Annotated in this window: 14 protein-coding genes and 1 tRNA gene; 3 read left to right on the forward strand and 12 right to left on the reverse strand. The window is 64.6% G+C overall.

Features of this window, described 5'->3' with window-relative positions:
* Positions 1-6: 6 nt before the first annotated feature.
* The 3 genes from L593_RS05770 to L593_RS05780 all read right to left on the reverse strand — a co-directional run bounded on the left by L593_RS05770 (position 7) and on the right by L593_RS05780 (position 4,242).
* Entirely contained in the window at positions 7-549 is a 543-nt protein-coding gene (locus tag L593_RS05770; protein ID WP_020446002.1) for a plastocyanin/azurin family copper-binding protein, read from the reverse strand.
* Positions 550-663: 114 nt separating this feature from the next.
* A complete protein-coding gene (locus L593_RS05775) occupies positions 664-2,976 on the reverse strand; it encodes a surface glycoprotein (RefSeq protein WP_081638653.1) in 2,313 nt (770 codons plus the stop codon).
* Positions 2,977-3,231: 255 nt separating this feature from the next.
* Positions 3,232-4,242, reverse strand: a complete 1,011-nt coding sequence (locus L593_RS05780) for a hypothetical protein (protein WP_020446004.1) — start codon at positions 4,240-4,242, stop codon at positions 3,232-3,234.
* A 142-nt stretch (positions 4,243-4,384) separates the two neighbouring features.
* On the opposite strand from L593_RS05780, the gene L593_RS05785 reads away from it, so the two are divergent.
* Positions 4,385-4,735: a DUF192 domain-containing protein gene (locus L593_RS05785; RefSeq protein WP_049893885.1), complete on the forward strand. Its 351-nt coding sequence runs from the start codon at positions 4,385-4,387 to the stop codon at positions 4,733-4,735.
* A 198-nt stretch (positions 4,736-4,933) separates the two neighbouring features.
* The gene (locus L593_RS05790; RefSeq protein ID WP_020446006.1) at positions 4,934-6,457 is read left to right on the forward strand and encodes a 2-isopropylmalate synthase; all 1,524 of its coding nucleotides are present in this window, start codon (positions 4,934-4,936) and stop codon (positions 6,455-6,457) included.
* A gap of 66 nt (positions 6,458-6,523) precedes the next feature.
* Here L593_RS05790 and L593_RS05795 read toward each other — a convergent pair whose 3' ends face one another.
* The 3 genes from L593_RS05795 to L593_RS05805 all read right to left on the reverse strand — a co-directional run bounded on the left by L593_RS05795 (position 6,524) and on the right by L593_RS05805 (position 7,364).
* Complete coding sequence (locus L593_RS05795) at positions 6,524-6,715, reverse strand: hypothetical protein (RefSeq protein ID WP_049893887.1); 192 nt, start codon at positions 6,713-6,715, stop codon at positions 6,524-6,526.
* Between the two features lie 86 nt (positions 6,716-6,801).
* A complete protein-coding gene (locus L593_RS05800) occupies positions 6,802-7,047 on the reverse strand; it encodes a hypothetical protein (RefSeq protein ID WP_020446008.1) in 246 nt (81 codons plus the stop codon).
* A 232-nt stretch (positions 7,048-7,279) separates the two neighbouring features.
* Positions 7,280-7,364: transfer RNA gene (locus tag L593_RS05805), tRNA-Ser, on the reverse strand.
* A gap of 95 nt (positions 7,365-7,459) precedes the next feature.
* Between L593_RS05805 and L593_RS05810 the strand changes: the two genes are divergently transcribed.
* Positions 7,460-8,419: a MoxR family ATPase gene (locus L593_RS05810; protein WP_020446009.1), complete on the forward strand. Its 960-nt coding sequence runs from the start codon at positions 7,460-7,462 to the stop codon at positions 8,417-8,419.
* Positions 8,420-8,584: 165 nt separating this feature from the next.
* Here L593_RS05810 and L593_RS05815 read toward each other — a convergent pair whose 3' ends face one another.
* The 6 genes from L593_RS05815 to L593_RS05840 all read right to left on the reverse strand — a co-directional run bounded on the left by L593_RS05815 (position 8,585) and on the right by L593_RS05840 (position 16,135).
* Entirely contained in the window at positions 8,585-9,709 is a 1,125-nt protein-coding gene (locus L593_RS05815) for an ABC transporter ATP-binding protein (protein WP_020446010.1), read from the reverse strand.
* Positions 9,706-10,752 carry an ABC transporter ATP-binding protein gene (locus tag L593_RS05820; RefSeq protein WP_144060704.1) on the reverse strand — a complete coding sequence of 349 codons (1,047 nt, stop codon included), beginning with the start codon at positions 10,750-10,752 and terminating at the stop codon, positions 9,706-9,708. The genes L593_RS05815 and L593_RS05820 overlap by 4 nt, the downstream gene beginning before the upstream one ends.
* 37 nt (positions 10,753-10,789) lie before the next feature.
* On the reverse strand, positions 10,790-11,917 hold the full coding sequence (locus L593_RS05825) for an ABC transporter permease (RefSeq protein WP_236608602.1): 1,128 nt from the start codon (positions 11,915-11,917) through the stop codon (positions 10,790-10,792).
* A complete protein-coding gene (locus L593_RS05830; protein ID WP_020446013.1) occupies positions 11,898-12,920 on the reverse strand; it encodes an ABC transporter permease in 1,023 nt (340 codons plus the stop codon). Before L593_RS05830 ends, L593_RS05825 begins: the two co-directional genes overlap by 20 nt.
* Before the next feature lie 25 nt (positions 12,921-12,945).
* The gene (locus L593_RS05835) at positions 12,946-14,814 is read right to left on the reverse strand and encodes an ABC transporter substrate-binding protein (protein WP_144060705.1); all 1,869 of its coding nucleotides are present in this window, start codon (positions 14,812-14,814) and stop codon (positions 12,946-12,948) included.
* A 370-nt stretch (positions 14,815-15,184) separates the two neighbouring features.
* A complete protein-coding gene (locus L593_RS05840) occupies positions 15,185-16,135 on the reverse strand; it encodes a HEAT repeat domain-containing protein (protein ID WP_020446015.1) in 951 nt (316 codons plus the stop codon).
* Positions 16,136-16,265: the final 130 nt, after the last annotated feature.

Raw genomic sequence — 16,265 nt, forward strand, 5'->3', positions numbered from 1 at the left:
TGACGGCTACTCCTCGTCGCTTCCGCCGTACTTGATGAAGTAAAAGACGAGTGCGACGACGGAAGCCATCGTACCCATGGCGCCGAGGGAGAGATTGAGCGCCGACGAGGACACCTTGGGCGGGCCGGAGCTACCCCCGCCACCTCCACCGCCGCCTGCCGCGACCTCGATCGTTCCCTCCATGCCGGCGCTGAGGTGCGGTTCGCAGTAGTACTCGTAGGTCCCCTCGACCTCGAACGTGTGCTGGTACTCGAAGCCGGTGTTCTCGACCGTGGTGTGACCTTCCCAGTTCGCGCCGTCGGGCTGACTGTCGACGACGATGTTGTGGCCGTCGGTCCCCCAGGACCAGGTCACGGTCGTGCCCGGTTCGACCGTGACGGAGTCCGGCGAGAAGGCGAGCGGCGCGTCGCCCGTTCCGGCCATGATCTCCTGTGACTGTGCAGCTGCCGAGCCGGTGGCAGCGGCGCCACCGAGGGCGGCAGCCGTTCCCCCGGCACCGGCGCGCAACAGGCTGCGGCGGTCGAGCGTCGCGGCGTCCTGCTCACTCATAACCGCCGCTTACCACCACCCGCTACTGAATATGTTGGTTTCGACGCGGGTGCCGTAGCTGGTCGAGGTTGCGTCCGAAAGAATGGAAGTCCCGCTGACAGCGGATTCGTCCGCTTAGTTCTGACGGCGGAGCGCCAGCAGCGCAGCGCCGATCAGGGCGAAGAGAGCAACGACCAGCCCGAAGCCGGGCTGCCCGCCGCCGTCGCCGTCGGAGTCACCGTCGCCGTCGCCACCAGTGTCGTCGCCACCGGTGTCGCCGCCGGTGTCGTCGCCACCAGTGTCGTCGCCGCCGGTGTCGTCACCGCCGGTGTCGTCGCCACCGCTCTCGGCGACAGTGAGCGTACCGGACGCACTGTCGTGCTGGGTGGAGACGGACCACTCGACGTCACCAGCGGAGCTGGTGTCGAACTCGTAGACCATCGGCGAGGTGGACGAGCCAGCGCTCAGGTTCGCGGTGCCGGAGTCGACCTCCTCACCGTTGACCGTGACCGTGTACTCCACCGTACCGTCAGCGTCGCCGTCGTTGGTGAACGAGTACCCGAGCTGGGCCTGCGCGCCCTGCTCGACTTCGGACGGCGCGTTTGCGGACACGCTGAAGGAAGCCGTCGCGTTGGTCGGGCCGTCACCGGACTCCGTGATCACGGAGCCGACGGTCTTGGAAAGACCGGTGCCAAGACTCACCCGCGTGTCGAACTGCGTGCCAGCCTCGAACTGCGAGAGGTTGACTGCCGAGGAGAACGTCCCGTCGTCGGCGATCTCACCGGAGGTCGTGACGAACTGGAACGGGAAGTTCATCCGGACGTTGACTGCCGTACCGGGTGCCACGTTGGACTCTGCAGTGACCTCCGCGCTGTCCGAGTTGGGCAGCTGGAGGGTACCGTCCGAGAAGTCACCCGTGATCTCGAGACTGCGCTCCTCGACGCTGAGGGACGCAGTGGACGAGATAGTGGAGTCGACGTACGGGTTGGACTCGTGGATCGAGAATGCGGCGTCCCAGCTGGAACCAGCCGAGATGCTGCCAACCTGAGCCGTGTCGATCGCGACCAAGAACTGACCCTCGCCGGGCTGCTTGATCAGCGTCGAGTTACCAGAGATGTCCTGAATGTTGACCGTAGCGCCGTCGCTGTACGGTCCGGTGTTGGTCTCGGTCAGCGTCAGGTTGAGACCACCGGTCGTGTTGAAGTTCGCCAGGTCGTCGGCCATGTAGCCGTAGACGCCGTTCGTCTCGACCTGCAGCACGAGGAGGTCGTCGTTCGCGATCGTGTTGTCCTGCGTGGACGCGCCGACCAGTTCGGACGCGTTCAGCGTACCGTAGTTCGTGCTCGAGGGAGCGGTCCAGACCGTGACCGGACCGTTCGAGCGCTCGTTGACGCGGACGGACGAGACGTCGCGGAATTCGCCGCTACCCATCGGGTCGTCGACGAAGGACTCGAAGGTGTAGGTGCTGCTGCGGTTCAGCAGGTTGTCTGCCATGATGGCAGCGCCTTCGGCGTTCACGACGTTGACGGTGGCGTCACCGTTAGTCTCAGTGAGGCCGAGCGTGCTGCCGTTCTGGCTCGCGTTGTGGGTGTTCCACGTGAGCGAGAGCGTGTTGTCGTCGTCGTAGTTCGTATTGTTCAGGAGGACGGTGGCCGTGTAGTAGCCCTCGTCGTCAGAGATGTTCAGCCAGACCTCGTCCGGCTGACCCATCGTCTCGAGGTCGAAGGACGTCGTGTCACCGACAACCGTCGAGTAGCTCTGAGAGTCGAACGTGGCGTCCTCGTCGGTGCCTTCCTCGACCGTAATGGTCGCCGTTGCGCTCGCGTCAGAGTCGTGAGCCTCGAACGTGAAGTTGTACGTGCCAGCAGCAAGGCCAGCAGTTGTGGCGTTGACAGTCGTCGACGTGCCAAGGCCACCCTTCACTTCAGTGATGTTCTGGTCACCGAACACCGTCGAGACGTCAGCGCCATCGGAGCTGGCGACGACGGTGAAGTTCTCTGCTCGGTTGGTGTCCAGAGTTACAGTGGTGTTCTGACCCGAGTTGATCGAACTGTCACCGAACGAGGCAGAGAGCGTCTGCGTCGTGAGGGTGAAGTTCGTCACGGTGGAACCGCTGGAGTCCTCAACAGTGTACTCGCCCGTCGCGGGGAGAGTCGAGGAGTCCAGGGTGTGGTTCCCGCTGGCATCGGTGTCGAAGTCACCGAGGTCGGAACCATCCGGACCGGTTACGGTGTAAGTATCGTCAGTTGTGAAATTGAATCTGATCGTTTGGCCATCCCAGACGCGGGGGTTCTGGTTCTCCTGAACCTCCACGTCGTAGCTCGATCCGGCGTGCGACGCCGCAACGCCCCCGGTGAGCGCTGCAGATGCCGCAACGACGGAAAGGACCATAATCGCTGCCAGGAACACTGCGCGTCCCTTTTGGCGATATGATGTATCGTTTGTCATAGTTGTGTTGTGTGTTCGGCACCACCAGCTTTCATCCGAGACGGAGGTACTCGCTGATGCTACCCTTTGGTAGGGGTACAGAGAAGATGTATATGGGGTTACGTTAAATACTTTGTGTGATTGCGACAGTGCGTTTCGACGAAATTGATCGGAAAATTCTCCATTCCATCTTGCGATTAGGAACCGATTAAAGACGGGTTCGGCAGTGGATATATCCCGACAGTATCTCGACGAAGCGCGGTCTCGAGTCGGCGTTCACTCGGGGCGGTGCAACGACCCGTCGCGCTCTACGAGCAGGCCCTTCTCGATCGCCCCGTCGAGTGCTGCACTGCACTCCCCGTGGTCGAGTTCGTACGCGCTCGTGGCAAGCGCCTCGAAGTCGGCGCGGTCGACGGGGAACTCGCGATTCTGGAGGAGTCGGACTACACGGTTGTAGGTGCGCGGCGAGACGTCGGCGAGCGGATCCTCGGCCGCGGACTCGTTCGTGCTTGCGGACTCGGTTGCAGTCTCCGTCTGCCCCGTGGCAATCGTGGTGCCAGTTCGCTCGTCAGTCGTCGGTGGTTCGTCGCCCGGGGAACTGTCACTCGGCGACTCGTCAGCGTTCGTCGAATCGCGGGGCCCGGCTCCGCCGGTTTTGCCGGTATCCGCACCGTCGGCTTCAGGCTTTCCGGCGTCCGCCGGTGGTGCGGACTCGCGTGCACTGGCGGAAACGACGGGCTCCGGTGCCGAGTCGTCGGTGCCGTCTTCCTCGGCCGAGGCGTCGGTAAAGGGCTGGTCAGCCGCTTGCTCGTCGTCGGCATCCACAGGGAGGTCGTCGTCGAGCAGCGCACCCTCGTCGTCCGCGAAGATCGGTTCGCGATCGCCTGTCACTGGATCTGGATCGGACTCGTCAGCGGTCCCGTCGTCTCCAGCAGTCTGGTCGGCCGACTGAGTGTCGGTCGCAGTAAGATCCTCGCTCGCTGGCGTCAACGCTTCGGCGGCCCGATCCCGGCCCGCTTCGTCATTCGCACCGGGGTCGTCGACCGGATTCGTTCCCGGGGTATCGTCGGTATCGGTCGCGTCGCCAGCAGACTCCTCAGGAGCGTCCGCCGGGAGGTCGCCGTGCTGTGGTAACTCCTCGAGTAGTGCGGAAAGCTTGCCCTGACACTGCGCACAGAGCGTGAGCGAAACCTGCTCGTCGGTCGGCGCGTCGTCGGGAATCGCGTACTCCGCGAGCGAGGCACCGACGGCCTCGCCACAGAAGTAACACGAGGTGAGTGAGGGCATTGTGCTGGTGTGTGATCCGGGCTCACGTAAACGTTCGCCCGACGGGTGTGGGAAATGAAATCGGTCGCTGGCCCCCGGATCGGTCCGGTGAGCGCGAATCCCGGGCACAACCGTTTTGCGCTCGGTCGTCGTTGGCTGCGCCGTGCGCGTGGTACACGAGCCGGCGGATGGAAGCCCGCGGCCGCTGGCGACGGACGTCGACACGGCCGACTGGCTGCTCCCGAAAGCGATCGGGCTGATGGGCCGATCCTCGATCCCCGAGGACTACGCGATGATCTTCGACTTCGGCACGCCGACGACCCGGAGCGTCCACATGCTGTTCGTCCGGACGCCGATAGACGTGGTCTGGACGGAGAACGATCGGGTCGAGCGGGTGGAGACGCTCGCGCCCTGGACGGGGCACGCGCGTGCGCGAAGTGACCGATTTATCGAACTCGCACCAGGGGCAGCGAGCGACGTCGAACCCGGTGATCGGGTCGTGGTCGAGGAGTGAGGCGGCTGCCCGAGTTGCTACGTTGCGGGGAGGCCGGTCTGCGGACGCCGAACACGTCCGTCGGTGTGCGGAACTGCGCTTTCGTGAACTTTATCCGCGTGTGCTACCTCGGCGTGTCTATGACGTACGAGGATAGAGGAAGTCGCCGCGAGGCGGCTGGACGCGAAATTCGCCGGCACTCAGCCAACTGATTCTCCCGTGGGATTCTCCGATACGCCGATCGACGACCAGACCGAGGTATCGCTGCTGGACACGACGCTGCGCGACGGCGAGCAGGCGCCGGGCGTCTCCCTGACCCCCGAGGAAAAGGCCGAGATCGCGCAGGCGCTCGACCGGGCCCAGGTCGACGTCATCGAGGCCGGATCGGCCTGCACCGGCGAGGGCGAGCGACGGACGATCCGCAGAGTCGCGGACCTCGACCTCGACGCCACGGTCACGAGCTTCTCTCGGGGGATCAAGCGCGACGTCGAACTGGCGCTCGACTGCGGCGTCGACGGGATCAACCTGGTCGTCCCCGCCAGCGACCGCCACGTCGAGACGAAGGTCGACTCGACGCGGGAGGACGTCATCGCGTCGACGGAGGAACTCGTCGAGTTCGCCGTCGACCAGGGGCTCTGGGTCGAGGTCATCGGCGAGGACGGCTCGCGAGCGGACCTGGAATTCCTCGAGGAGCTGATGGCCACCGCACTCGACGCCGGCGCCGATCGGGTCTGCTACGCGGACACGGTCGGCCACGCCGGCCCCGAGCGGGCCTACGAGGTAGTGTCCGCGCTGTCCGACCTGGGCCCCACGAGTGCGCACACGCACGACGACCTGGGACTGGGCGTCACGAACGCCCTCGCCGCGATCGACGCCGGTGCCGACATGGTACACGCCACGGTCAACGGCGTCGGCGAGCGGGCAGGCAATGCTGCTCTCGAGGAGATCGTCATCGCGCTCGAGCACGTCTACGGCATCGAGACCGTCGAAACCGAACAGCTCTACGAACTCGGCCAGACCGTCGCGAACGCGACCGGCATCGAACTGCCGCCGAACAAGGCCGTTCTCGGCGAGAACGCCTTCACCCACGAGTCCGGCATCCACACCGACGGCACGCTCAAGGACGACGCGATGTACGAGCCCTACGCGCCCGAGACCGTGGGTCGCGAGCGCCGGATCGTCGCCGGCAAACACACCGGCCGCGCTGGAGCGAAGGCGGCACTGGAAGAGCACGGGATCGACGTCGACGGCGAGGAACTGGACAAGATCGTCGAGCGCGTCAAGGCGATCGGTGATCGTGGGAAGCGCGTCACCGACGCCGACCTCATGACGATCGCCGAGGAGGTCACCGACGGCGAGCGCGAGCGCCTCGTCGAACTGGTGGACATGACTGCAGCAAGCGGCGGCGGAACGCCCACCGCGAGCGTCCGGCTCCTCGTCGACGGCGAGGAGCACCAGGCCGCGGCGACCGGGTCGGGGCCCGTCGACGCCGCGATCTCCGCGGTTCGAGCGGTCCTGGGTGAGAAGACCGCGAGCCTCGATTCCTACGAGGTCGACGCGATCACCGGCGGCCACGACGCCGTCGTGACCGTCGAGGTCGAGATGTCCCGTGGTGATCGGTCCGTGTCCGTTCGATCGTCGGACGCCGACATCACGACCGCGAGCGTCGAGGCGATGGTCGAGGCGCTCGATCGACTCCTCGCGAGCGACGAGGACACCGAGGCGCTGCTCGCGGACGACTGATTCCGCGGGGACGGCCTGCGCGGCGTCGGTCGGCGTTGGGTCGGCCCGTTTTTCGCCGATCCACCCTCAGGGATGGTAGCGTTCGAGGATATCCCAGGGATCGAACAGGTACAGGACCGCGAGCCACAGCGCCAGCGCCACCGCAAAGAGCCCGACGGCGGTCCGGAGCAGGGATTCCCCCGGATCAGCCGCAGCGAACGCGAGCACGGCCACGAACAGCCAGATTACACCGACGACGGTTCGGCGTCGATCCTCCATGCCGGTCGGTCGGGCGGCGAGCGACAAACCGCTGGTGATCGACTGGTGTCGACCGGAACCCGACTCCGAGCGGGCGCCATCGGGGATCAGGGTTCGAGTCGCGTGCCGTCCCTCGGGCAGTACTCGAAGGAGTCGTCCGTCGTCCGGAAGCCACACTGCGGACACTCCGAGACCGGCGGTTCGGGTCCCGATCCAGCGGACCGGCGGAAGAGGAAGGGGACGAACGGCACGAACAGGAAGAAGACGAACGAGTCGAAGTAGTACCAGAGGGCAGCGCTGAGCAGGAGACTGACGACGACGCCGACCGCCGCGGTCGCGAGCCTGGAACCCATCGATCGGTGGTAGGGTTCGGGTGGTGAAAAGGGCGGTTCCCGAAGACGCCTCTCAGACACGTGCCGCTCGCTACGCTCGCGGTCAGAACGTCGGAGAAGCGCCGAGGGGGAGATTTGAACAACGGCCGGACGTGCTCGCTTCGCTGCGCGCGTCCGGTCTCGTTCAAATCACCGACGGCGTTCCTGCTGACGCAGACTCCTCGCTACGCTCGTCGTCAGATACCAGCAGGAACGCCGAGGGGGAGATTTGAACTCCCGAGTCCTTGCGGACAGTTGCTCTCGAGGCAACCGCCTTGGCCGGGCTAGGCTACCTCGGCTCGATTCGGGATACCTCGCTCGTGGGTGTAATCGTTTCGATTCAAACGCCCGAACGCGGAGAAAGAATCAACTCCCCCCAGCCCCCGATGCGGGTATGGACGTTTCTGCTGCCAGCGATCGGAGCAGTGCGGTCGTGGACGAGGTGCTCGAGGCGGTCATCGCCGATCGAGAGTTCGTGGAGACAGTGCTGACCGGCGTCCTCGCACGGGGGCACGTCCTGCTCGAAGACGTGCCCGGAACGGGGAAGACGCTCACCGCGAACTCCCTCGCGACGGCGCTCGGGCTGGAGTTCTCCCGGATCCAGTTCACGCCGGACCTCCTGCCCGCCGACGTCACCGGGACCCACGTGTTCAACGAAGCGGATCGTAGCTTCGAGTTTACCGAGGGTCCGATCTTCGCGAACGTCGTCCTCGCCGACGAGATCAACCGGGCGCCGCCGAAGACCCAGGCCGCCCTCCTCGAGGCGATGGAGGAAGAACAGGTCACCGTCGACGGCGACACCCACCAGCTACCCGATCCCTTCTTCGTCATCGCGACGCAGAACCCCGTCGAGCAGGAGGGAACCTTCGAGTTGCCGGAGGCCCAGGTCGACCGATTCCTCGTGAAGACGACGCTCGGCTACCCCGAGGAGGCCGGCGAACTCGAACTCCTCCGTCGCCGCGCGGGTCGGAGCGACCGCGCGCCGACCGTCGGCTCGGTGCTGGACGCCGACGCCGTCCGGGAGCTCCGTGAGGTCCCCGAGGGCGTCCACGTCGAACCGGACGTCCTCGAGTACATCGCCGCGGTCGGACGGGCAACCAGGATTCGCCCGCAGGTCCAGACCGGCGTCTCCCCGCGTGGAACCCAGCGCCTCTTCGAGGCTGCCCGGGCCCACGCGGTGATCGACGGGCGGGACTTCGTCACGCCGGACGACGTCCGCCGCGTCGCACTTCCCGTCCTCTCCCATCGGCTGGTCCTCACGCCCGAAGCTGCCGTCGAGGGCGTGGACACCGACGAGATCGTCGAGGACGTGCTCGACAGCGTCCCCGTGCCCACCGTCGAACCGACGGTCTGATAGGGGGTCGAGAGACCCGGGCCGACCCGCCAGCTGCGAACGCCGAACGCGTTCTCGTTCGCATCCGACGGCAGTTCCGGTGAGATGCGTTCGCACAGGTGTCGAGCCACTGCGACCGCTACACCGACAGCTACCGAACAGTAGCGAGCGAAGAGAAGGGTCGACTCAGTCGTCGGCCTCGGAGTAGAGGCCGCTGGTTTCGTCCGAGTCGTCGGTGATCTGCGGACTCGACCAGTACTCGTGTGAGTCGTCCTCTCGGAAACACTTCGTCTCGTGGAGCTCCTCGGTGGAGTACTCCGGCGGCGTCTGCTCCATGCAGACCTGCCGCGCTTCCGGACAGCGCGTGTGGAACCGACAGCCCGGCGGCGGGTTCTGCGGGTCCGGGATGTCGATCTTGCGCACCGGCGGTTTCTCGCTGCCCTGGCTGCCGGGCGCGAGGTCCGGCGTCGCCCAGCGCAACACCTTGGTGTAGGGATGCTGGGGGTTGTTGATGATCTTCTCGGCGGGACCGATCTCGACGAGCTCGCCGAGGTACATCACGCCGATGCGGCCGCCGCTGTGGGCCGCGAAGTAGCGCGCGTTCGACAGGTCGTGCGAGACGAACACGAACGACGTGTCGAACTTGTCCTGCAGATCCAGCATGAGGTCCATCATCTCGACCCGAAGCGACACGTCGAGTGCGCTGACGGCCTCGTCGGCCAGGATCAGGTCCGGGTCCATCAGCAGGGCGCGAACCAGCGCGACGCGCTGCTTCTCGCCGCCCGAGAGCTGGTGGGGATACCGACCGGCGTAGTCGTCCGGCGGCGTCATCCCGACCTCCTCGAGCATGGCGAGCACCTGCCCGCGGCGGTCGCCCGCGCTCATCTGGCTCTGCCAGCGCTTGAGCGGAGCTTCGAGAATCTTCATGACCCGGCGGTTCGGGTTCAGCGACGAACCGGGGTCCTGGTGGATAATCTGCAGGGAACGCCGGATGTCCTTGTAGGGAATCTCGACGTCGCCCTTGCCGTCCTTGGCGTCCCAGATGTCCTGGCCGCGGTACTTGACGCTGCCACCCGTCGGGCGTTGTAGCCCGATGCAGGTCTTGCCGAGCGTCGTCTTCCCACAGCCGGACTCGCCGACCAGTGCGACGACGTCCTCCTCGAAGATATCGAGACTGACACCGTCGACTGCGCGAACGACGTCCGGATCGCTGAAGTCGAAGATACCCTGACTCTCCTCGAAGTGGACTTCGACGTCTTCCAGCGAGATGAGAGCCTCGTCACCGGTCTGTCGGGTGTTCTCTACGCTCATTGTGCTTCCTCCTCAGGGGTCGCTTGCTGTTGGTCGATGTTGAACGGAATCGCCTCCGACGCGTCCTCCCAGTGGAAGCACTCCACTCTGTGGGTGTCGCTGACCTCGTGGAAGTCCGGAGCCTCCGCCGTGCACTGCTCGTCGGCGAGCGGGCACCGCGGGTGGTAGGAACAGCCCTCCGGCACGTTCACCGGGTCCGGCGCGGAACCGTCGATCGAACGCATCTCTGAGAGCGGCGCGTCGAGGTTCGGCGTTGAGTTCAGCAGTGCCCGCGTGTACGGGTGGGCCGCGTTTCGAAGGATCTCCTCCGTCGATCCCTTCTCGACGAGTTCGAAGGCGTACATCACCGACATCCGATCCGCCAGCTCGGCGACGAGCGGCAGGTCGTGGGTGATGAACACCATCGTCAGGTCGTACTTGTCCTTGAGTCCCTGCAGCAGGGAGAGGATCGAACGCTGCATCAGCAGGTCGAGCGCGGCCGTCGGCTCGTCCATGACGAGCACGTCGGGCTCGAGCACGACCGACAGTGCGATGAGCGCCCGCTGTCGCATCCCGCCACTCAGCTCGTGGGGGTACGACTTGAGTACGCGTTCGGGGTCGAGGTAGAGGTCGGCCAGGAGCTGTCTGGCCCGGTCCATCCCCTCCTCTCGGTCGTAGTCGTGGGCCTCGAGCGTCTCGACGAAGTGGCCCTTGATCGACATCGTCGGGTTGAACGAACTCATCGCTCCCTGGAAGACCATCGAGATGTCCTCCCAGCGAAGCTTTCGGAGCTCCTCGTCGCTCAGCCCCAGGACGTTCACCGGATCCCTGTCGTCGGGATAGTAGGTGATCTGGCCCGAGAGCACGCCGGGATCGACGACCGCATCGAGCATCGCGGAGGCGAGCATGGACTTTCCGGAGCCACTCTCGCCGACGATGCCGAGGATCTCCCCGCGCTGGATGTCCAGGTCGACGTTGTCGAGCACGCGGGAGACCCCGCGACTCATCTCGAAGACGACCTCGGTGTTCCGGAGCTCGAGGATCGGATCCGACGTGTTGTGCATTGTCGTGTCCTCGGTGGATGTGTTGTGCGTGCTCATCTTACATCATGGCGGGCTGGATCTCTTCGTCCTCGCCCTCCTCCTCCACGGTTTCACCTTCGTGTCGCGTGCGAACGCGCGGGTTGAAGAGTCGATCGGTTCCCTGCGAGAGCAGGATCAGACCGAACGACAGGACGACGATCGGTACCATCGGGACGAGGATCTGGTAGCGGGCTTCCGGAACGGTCAACGCGTTGCCGTTCGCACGGGCCCACTGCATCATCAGCCCCCAGTTCGCGATAGTCTCGAACGTCAGGAAGCCCAGGAAGAACAGCGCGACGCTGTCGTAGATCACTCGCCGTGCCGCGTAGACGAAGTTGACCATGATGTACGGCATCAGATTCGGCAAGATATCCTTCTGGATGATCCTGGGCGTACTGACGCCCATCGTCCTGGACGCTTCGACGTAGGACTGTTCGCGAACCGAGAGCACCTGTGATTGGATCGTTCGGGCGAGCCCCGCCCAGACGTTGATCACGATCAGCGTGCCGATCACGTACGGCGACTGCGGGTCGATGACCGCGATCAGGACGATCACCAGCGGAAGGCCGGGGATCGACATCCCGATGTCGGTCAGGGTCATCAGCACCGTGTTCGTGGTGCCACCCTTGTAGCCCGCGACCGTGCCGACGATCGTCGCCATCGCGATCGAGAACACGCCGCCTGCGACGATCATCTTGAGCATGCGCGGCGTGCTCCAGATGACCGCGGATAGCAGGTCACGTCCACTGCCGTCGGTGCCGAGTGGCGTGTCCCAGTACGTGAACGGCTGCCGCGAGTTGGGATAGCCGACCGCACACTCGCCACCCTTGCCCCCACTGCAGCCGTAGGAACTCGTCGGTTCGGCGAGCTCCCACGGTGAGACGGGGCCGATGAGGGTGTTCAGGATGTCGATCCCGTTCCGGTGCGACATCACCAGCAGCGCGATGACCACGAAACTCCCGAGGATCACGATCCCGGTCTTCGTCCGCCAGTCCGACCAGGCGATCTTCGCGGGAGCGACCACGCCCTCGTAGAGGACTTCCTTGAACTGCTGGGCCGGGCCGACGTCGGTGGCCTCGGCGTCCTCGAACATGGCGTTGCCGCCGTCCGTCATGACCTCGTCTCGTTCAGTAGGCTTCACCTTCATCACCCGATTTGATCCGCGGATCCAGCCACCCGTAACTCAGGTCGGCGAAGAACGTCGCGATAACGACGGTGATCGTAATCAGCAGGAACACCGACATCATCAGTGGGATGTCCCTGTTCTCGATGCCCCGGAACATCCAGAAGCCGACCCCCTGATACTGGAAGATCTGCTCGAGAATGACCGACGCCCCGAGCATGAACCCGATCGAGATCAGGAGGCTGGTGTATAGCGGCAGGACGGCGTTCCGACCGACGTACCGCAGTGCGATCCGACGGGACGGGAGTCCACGGAGCTCCGCGACCCGAACGTAGTCTTCACCCAGCGTCTGAATGCTGTTGCCTCGCATCGACAGCGCGAGGAGTCCGTACGCTGTGAGGATGTAGGACAGTGCAGGCAGTATTGCGTGCTGGAATGCCCCGACGACGAACGCGAGCGTGAATCCCGGATCCACGTCGGCCGGCAGCCGGTTCCGTACGGGGAACCAGTCGAGGATGAGGCCGTCTCCGTACCCGACGTAGATGATCAGGAGGATCCCTGCAACGTAGTAGGGAACGGAAGTCGTCACGATGCCGAGGACGGTGTTCGAGAGGTCGAAGATCGATCCCTCCTTGTATGCCATGATGGCACCGAGCATGAGAGAGAATCCGAACAGCCCGAACGTCGCGATGGACATCACGAACAGCGTCCACGGGACGGCGTCGGCCATCACCGAGTTCAGATTCTCACCGGCTTCGATGGAGTACCCCAGGTTCTGTTCGATGATGAGGTTCTCCATGTACGTCAGGTACGACTCCCACAGCGGTGCGTCCGGATCGTACACCAGCTGGTTCTCGATGCTCTGTCGAACCTGCTCGGGGTTCGCGTTGGGACGGTTCCTCAGAACCTGGTCGACGTATCGCTGGACCATGTTCCCCGGCATCTGCTGCACGAGGATGAACGCCAGCGTCACGACTGACCAGAGCGTAAACAGCGCCTGCCCGGTCCGTTTTACGTACCAGTTCATAAAGAATGAAAACGCTCTGCGGCGGTTATTCCGGCTTTGCCTTCAGCAGGCCGGGGGTGTCCTCTTCCGTGGCGTCCTCGAGCTTCTCGTCCAGCTTCGGCAGCCACCAGAGCGGCCAGAAGGCGTTGAAGTGCTTCGAGGACTCCGGAATCGAGAACTTCCGGGTGTTGATGAAGGACTGCTCGTACTTCTCCATCATGTAGAAGACGGGCACGTCCTTGTTGACGACGAGTGCGAGCTGCCGGATCAGCTCTTCCTGCTCCGCCTCGTCGGTTGCAGTCGACAGGGCGTCGAGGGTGTCGTCGATGTTGACGGTGCCGACCTCGGGGAGCTCGACCTCGTCCTTCGTGTACCCTGCGAAGTGACCCTCGGGGTCACGCAGCACGTTCCGGAGGATGTACCGGAACCCGAAGTACGGCAGGTTCTGACGGGGCTGCCCACCGGGGGTGTGCTGGTCGACGCCGAGCGGGAACTCCTCGCCCAGCTGGTTGATGTAGCCACCGGGACCGCCCGAACGGGCGTCACTGGAGGCGTTCCAGCCGGCGTTGTTGAGCTGGTCGATGGCGGACTGCGCCGCGACGGCCCAGTCGGACCAGCCGGACGGGAACGCGATGGTAGCGTCGATGTCACCGAAGGAGTAGCCTGCCTCGCTCAGCAGGGACTCGGCCTGGTCGAGGTCGAGGTCGTAGACGTTGAAGCCCTCGGGCTCCTTGTCGCCGAGGTAGGAGTCCACGGACGCCCACGTGAGCCCAGTCGGGGCCGGGTGGTGGCTGACCTTCGTGGTCTCACCGACGTTCTGGATGATCGAACCGCGGTCCAGCGAGTAGTAGAAGGCCTGCCGGACGTTGCGCTCGCTGAACGGACCGTCACCGTGCCACGGCCAGATCGCCATCCCGAAGTTGCCGGGGATCTGGAACTGGCTCCAGGTGTCCGGGAAGTTCTCGAGCGTCCCGGGCTTCACGAACATGCTGTGAATCCCGTCGACCTCGTTGGCGATCATGGACTGGTGGGCTGCGTTGTTGGAGGACCGGTACTCCATCTTGTAGCCATTCCAGTTGTAGTGATCCGCGAGGAAGTGGTCCTCGTAGTCGTCGAGGCCGTCGCGAGGTCGCGTCCGGTTGTAGTTGGACGTCGCCTCGGTGAGCGCAATCGGTCCGGACGGGTCGGGCGTGTTGACTTCGACTTCGGCCGGCGACTCGTTGTCCTCCTCCCCCGACCAGATGGACGGGGCGTAGGCCGCAACCTTGGGCAGGACCGAGTAGGTGACGAAGGACGGGCGGGTACCCTCGGCGTACTCGATGCGGAGCTCCGTGTCGCTCGCGGCGTTGACGCCACCGTCGACGATGAAGTCCCAGGCAGCGTCGTTGGCATTCTTCTGGATTTCGAGCTGGAGCTTGAGGTCCTCGGCAGTGACGGTCTCACCACTGGTGCCCCAGGTGAACTGGTCGGAGACGGTGAGCACGAACTCGTTCCCGTCGTGCTCCCAGTCCGTGACGAGGTGGGGCACCCACTCGTCGAGGCCGTTCAGGTACTTGACCCACGGCGCGAACAGGCCGAACTGGTCGTGCGGGATGAACCAGCCGACGAGGGGGTTGTACTGGAACTGGTCCGGAGTGAACGACCCCGAGAACGTGACGAACCAGCGGTTCGTGTCGGGGTAGGTCGGTCCACTGCTGGAACCGTCGGAGTCGTCACCGCCGGTGTCGTCGCCACCGGTGTCGGATCCGGAGTCGCCACCGTCGGACGAACCAGAGTCACTGTCACTGTCATCACCGTCTCCGTCGCCACCGATACAGCCGGCGACGGCTGCCGCTCCTGTGGTGCCAGCGAGCGATACGAATTTCCGTCGGGAGACCACGTCGCTATAGTCCCCACTTGAATGGCTATCTGCCATACGGTCACTCAGTCATGGTTACACATACATAAATGTTTCATATGTCGGGATGCGGTCGCATGCGACCGGGAAAGTGACGGGATACCGCTGCTCGGATCGTCGGCCAGAACGAGGGGCTACCGTCGAAGCGGCCCGGGAAAAATCGACGGATGGCAGCGGGGTAAATGCGACATTCGAGCGATCGATGGGCGATTCGTCGGGGCGTCGCATCCCCGTTGGATATAAAATCGCTCGTGAGCGAGTAAATCTGGCAGCGTTCAAATTTATCGACGCCGTAGCAGTCGATCGTCCGAACGCGAGTCCGTCGACTGTTCGTAAACGATACGACGACGACCTCCAATCGGCGAAAAACCACTCGCGAACGATCGCGCTAGTCCTGCGCTTCGAGGAAGTCGGCCGTCTCGGCCGCGAGGTCCTGCAGTTCCTCGGTCAGTTCCGGATCGTCCGATGCTGCAAGCTCCCGGAGGGGATCGGCCGCTTCGGTGGCCCCCGCGTGCCCGAGGGCCTGGATTGCGTGCGCACGAATGGAATTGACTTGCGTCTGGGTGACCTCGATCAGATCGTCGACGACCGGATCGACGGCGTCCGGATCGTGCTGGGCGATGTTCGCGATCGTGTCTATCGTCGCTGCCTGTGCGATCGGCGGGTCGGTGAAGAGGGCCGGTGTAAGGTCCTCGATGCGAGGTGCAACGGCCTCGGGGGCACGTTCACTTACTTCGACGAGGGAGTTCGCCGCGATCTCCCTGATACCGAAGCTCCTGGCGACGTCGGCGCGGGCCTGCTGGGCGCGTGACTGGAGCCGGTCCTCCGTCTTCGCACGCTCCTCGTTGTCCATGCGCTCGTAGTCCTCTTCGGTCGGCACGGACGCGTCCTGTGGATCGTTGACCACGTCGATCAGCTGATCGGCCTCGGAGACGAAGTCCTCCGGGAACTCGGCGAGGAGTGGAGCGAGCGTCCGGCCGGCGCGATACCCCGTCAGCGGCGGAATCTGATCGAGCATCTCGATCAGCCGTGGAATGGCGGGACGAACCTCCTCGGGGTACTCGTTGGCGATGCGAGAGAGGACCTGGGCCGCGGAGCTTTCCGCGACCGGGAAGCCGTCGTTCAGCGACTCGATGAACTCGTCGGTGTACTCGACGACCATGTCGGCGTCGTAATCGGCGACGCGGCCGAGGGCCATGAGCGCCTCGTTGCGTGCCTGGCCCTCGTCGGCGTCGAGAACCTCGACGAGTGCTTCCACGTCGACCTGCCCCGGTCGCTCCCGGGCTGTGGTGAGAATCTGTTCGTCCTCGGGGGGTTCGGGGGGCGATTGTTCGGTCATGGATAGTGTGGAACGTGCACACGCTGAAGTACCTCACGGTTCCGTAGCTCCGGCCTATATCAGCCGGTGTCGACGGTTTCGAGCATCGGACGGCCGAAACGTGATGGCCTCGGTCCCCACGTGCGTATCG

This window comes from Salinarchaeum sp. Harcht-Bsk1 (genome assembly GCF_000403645.1).
Classification (GTDB): Archaea; Halobacteriota; Halobacteria; order Halobacteriales; family Salinarchaeaceae; genus Salinarchaeum.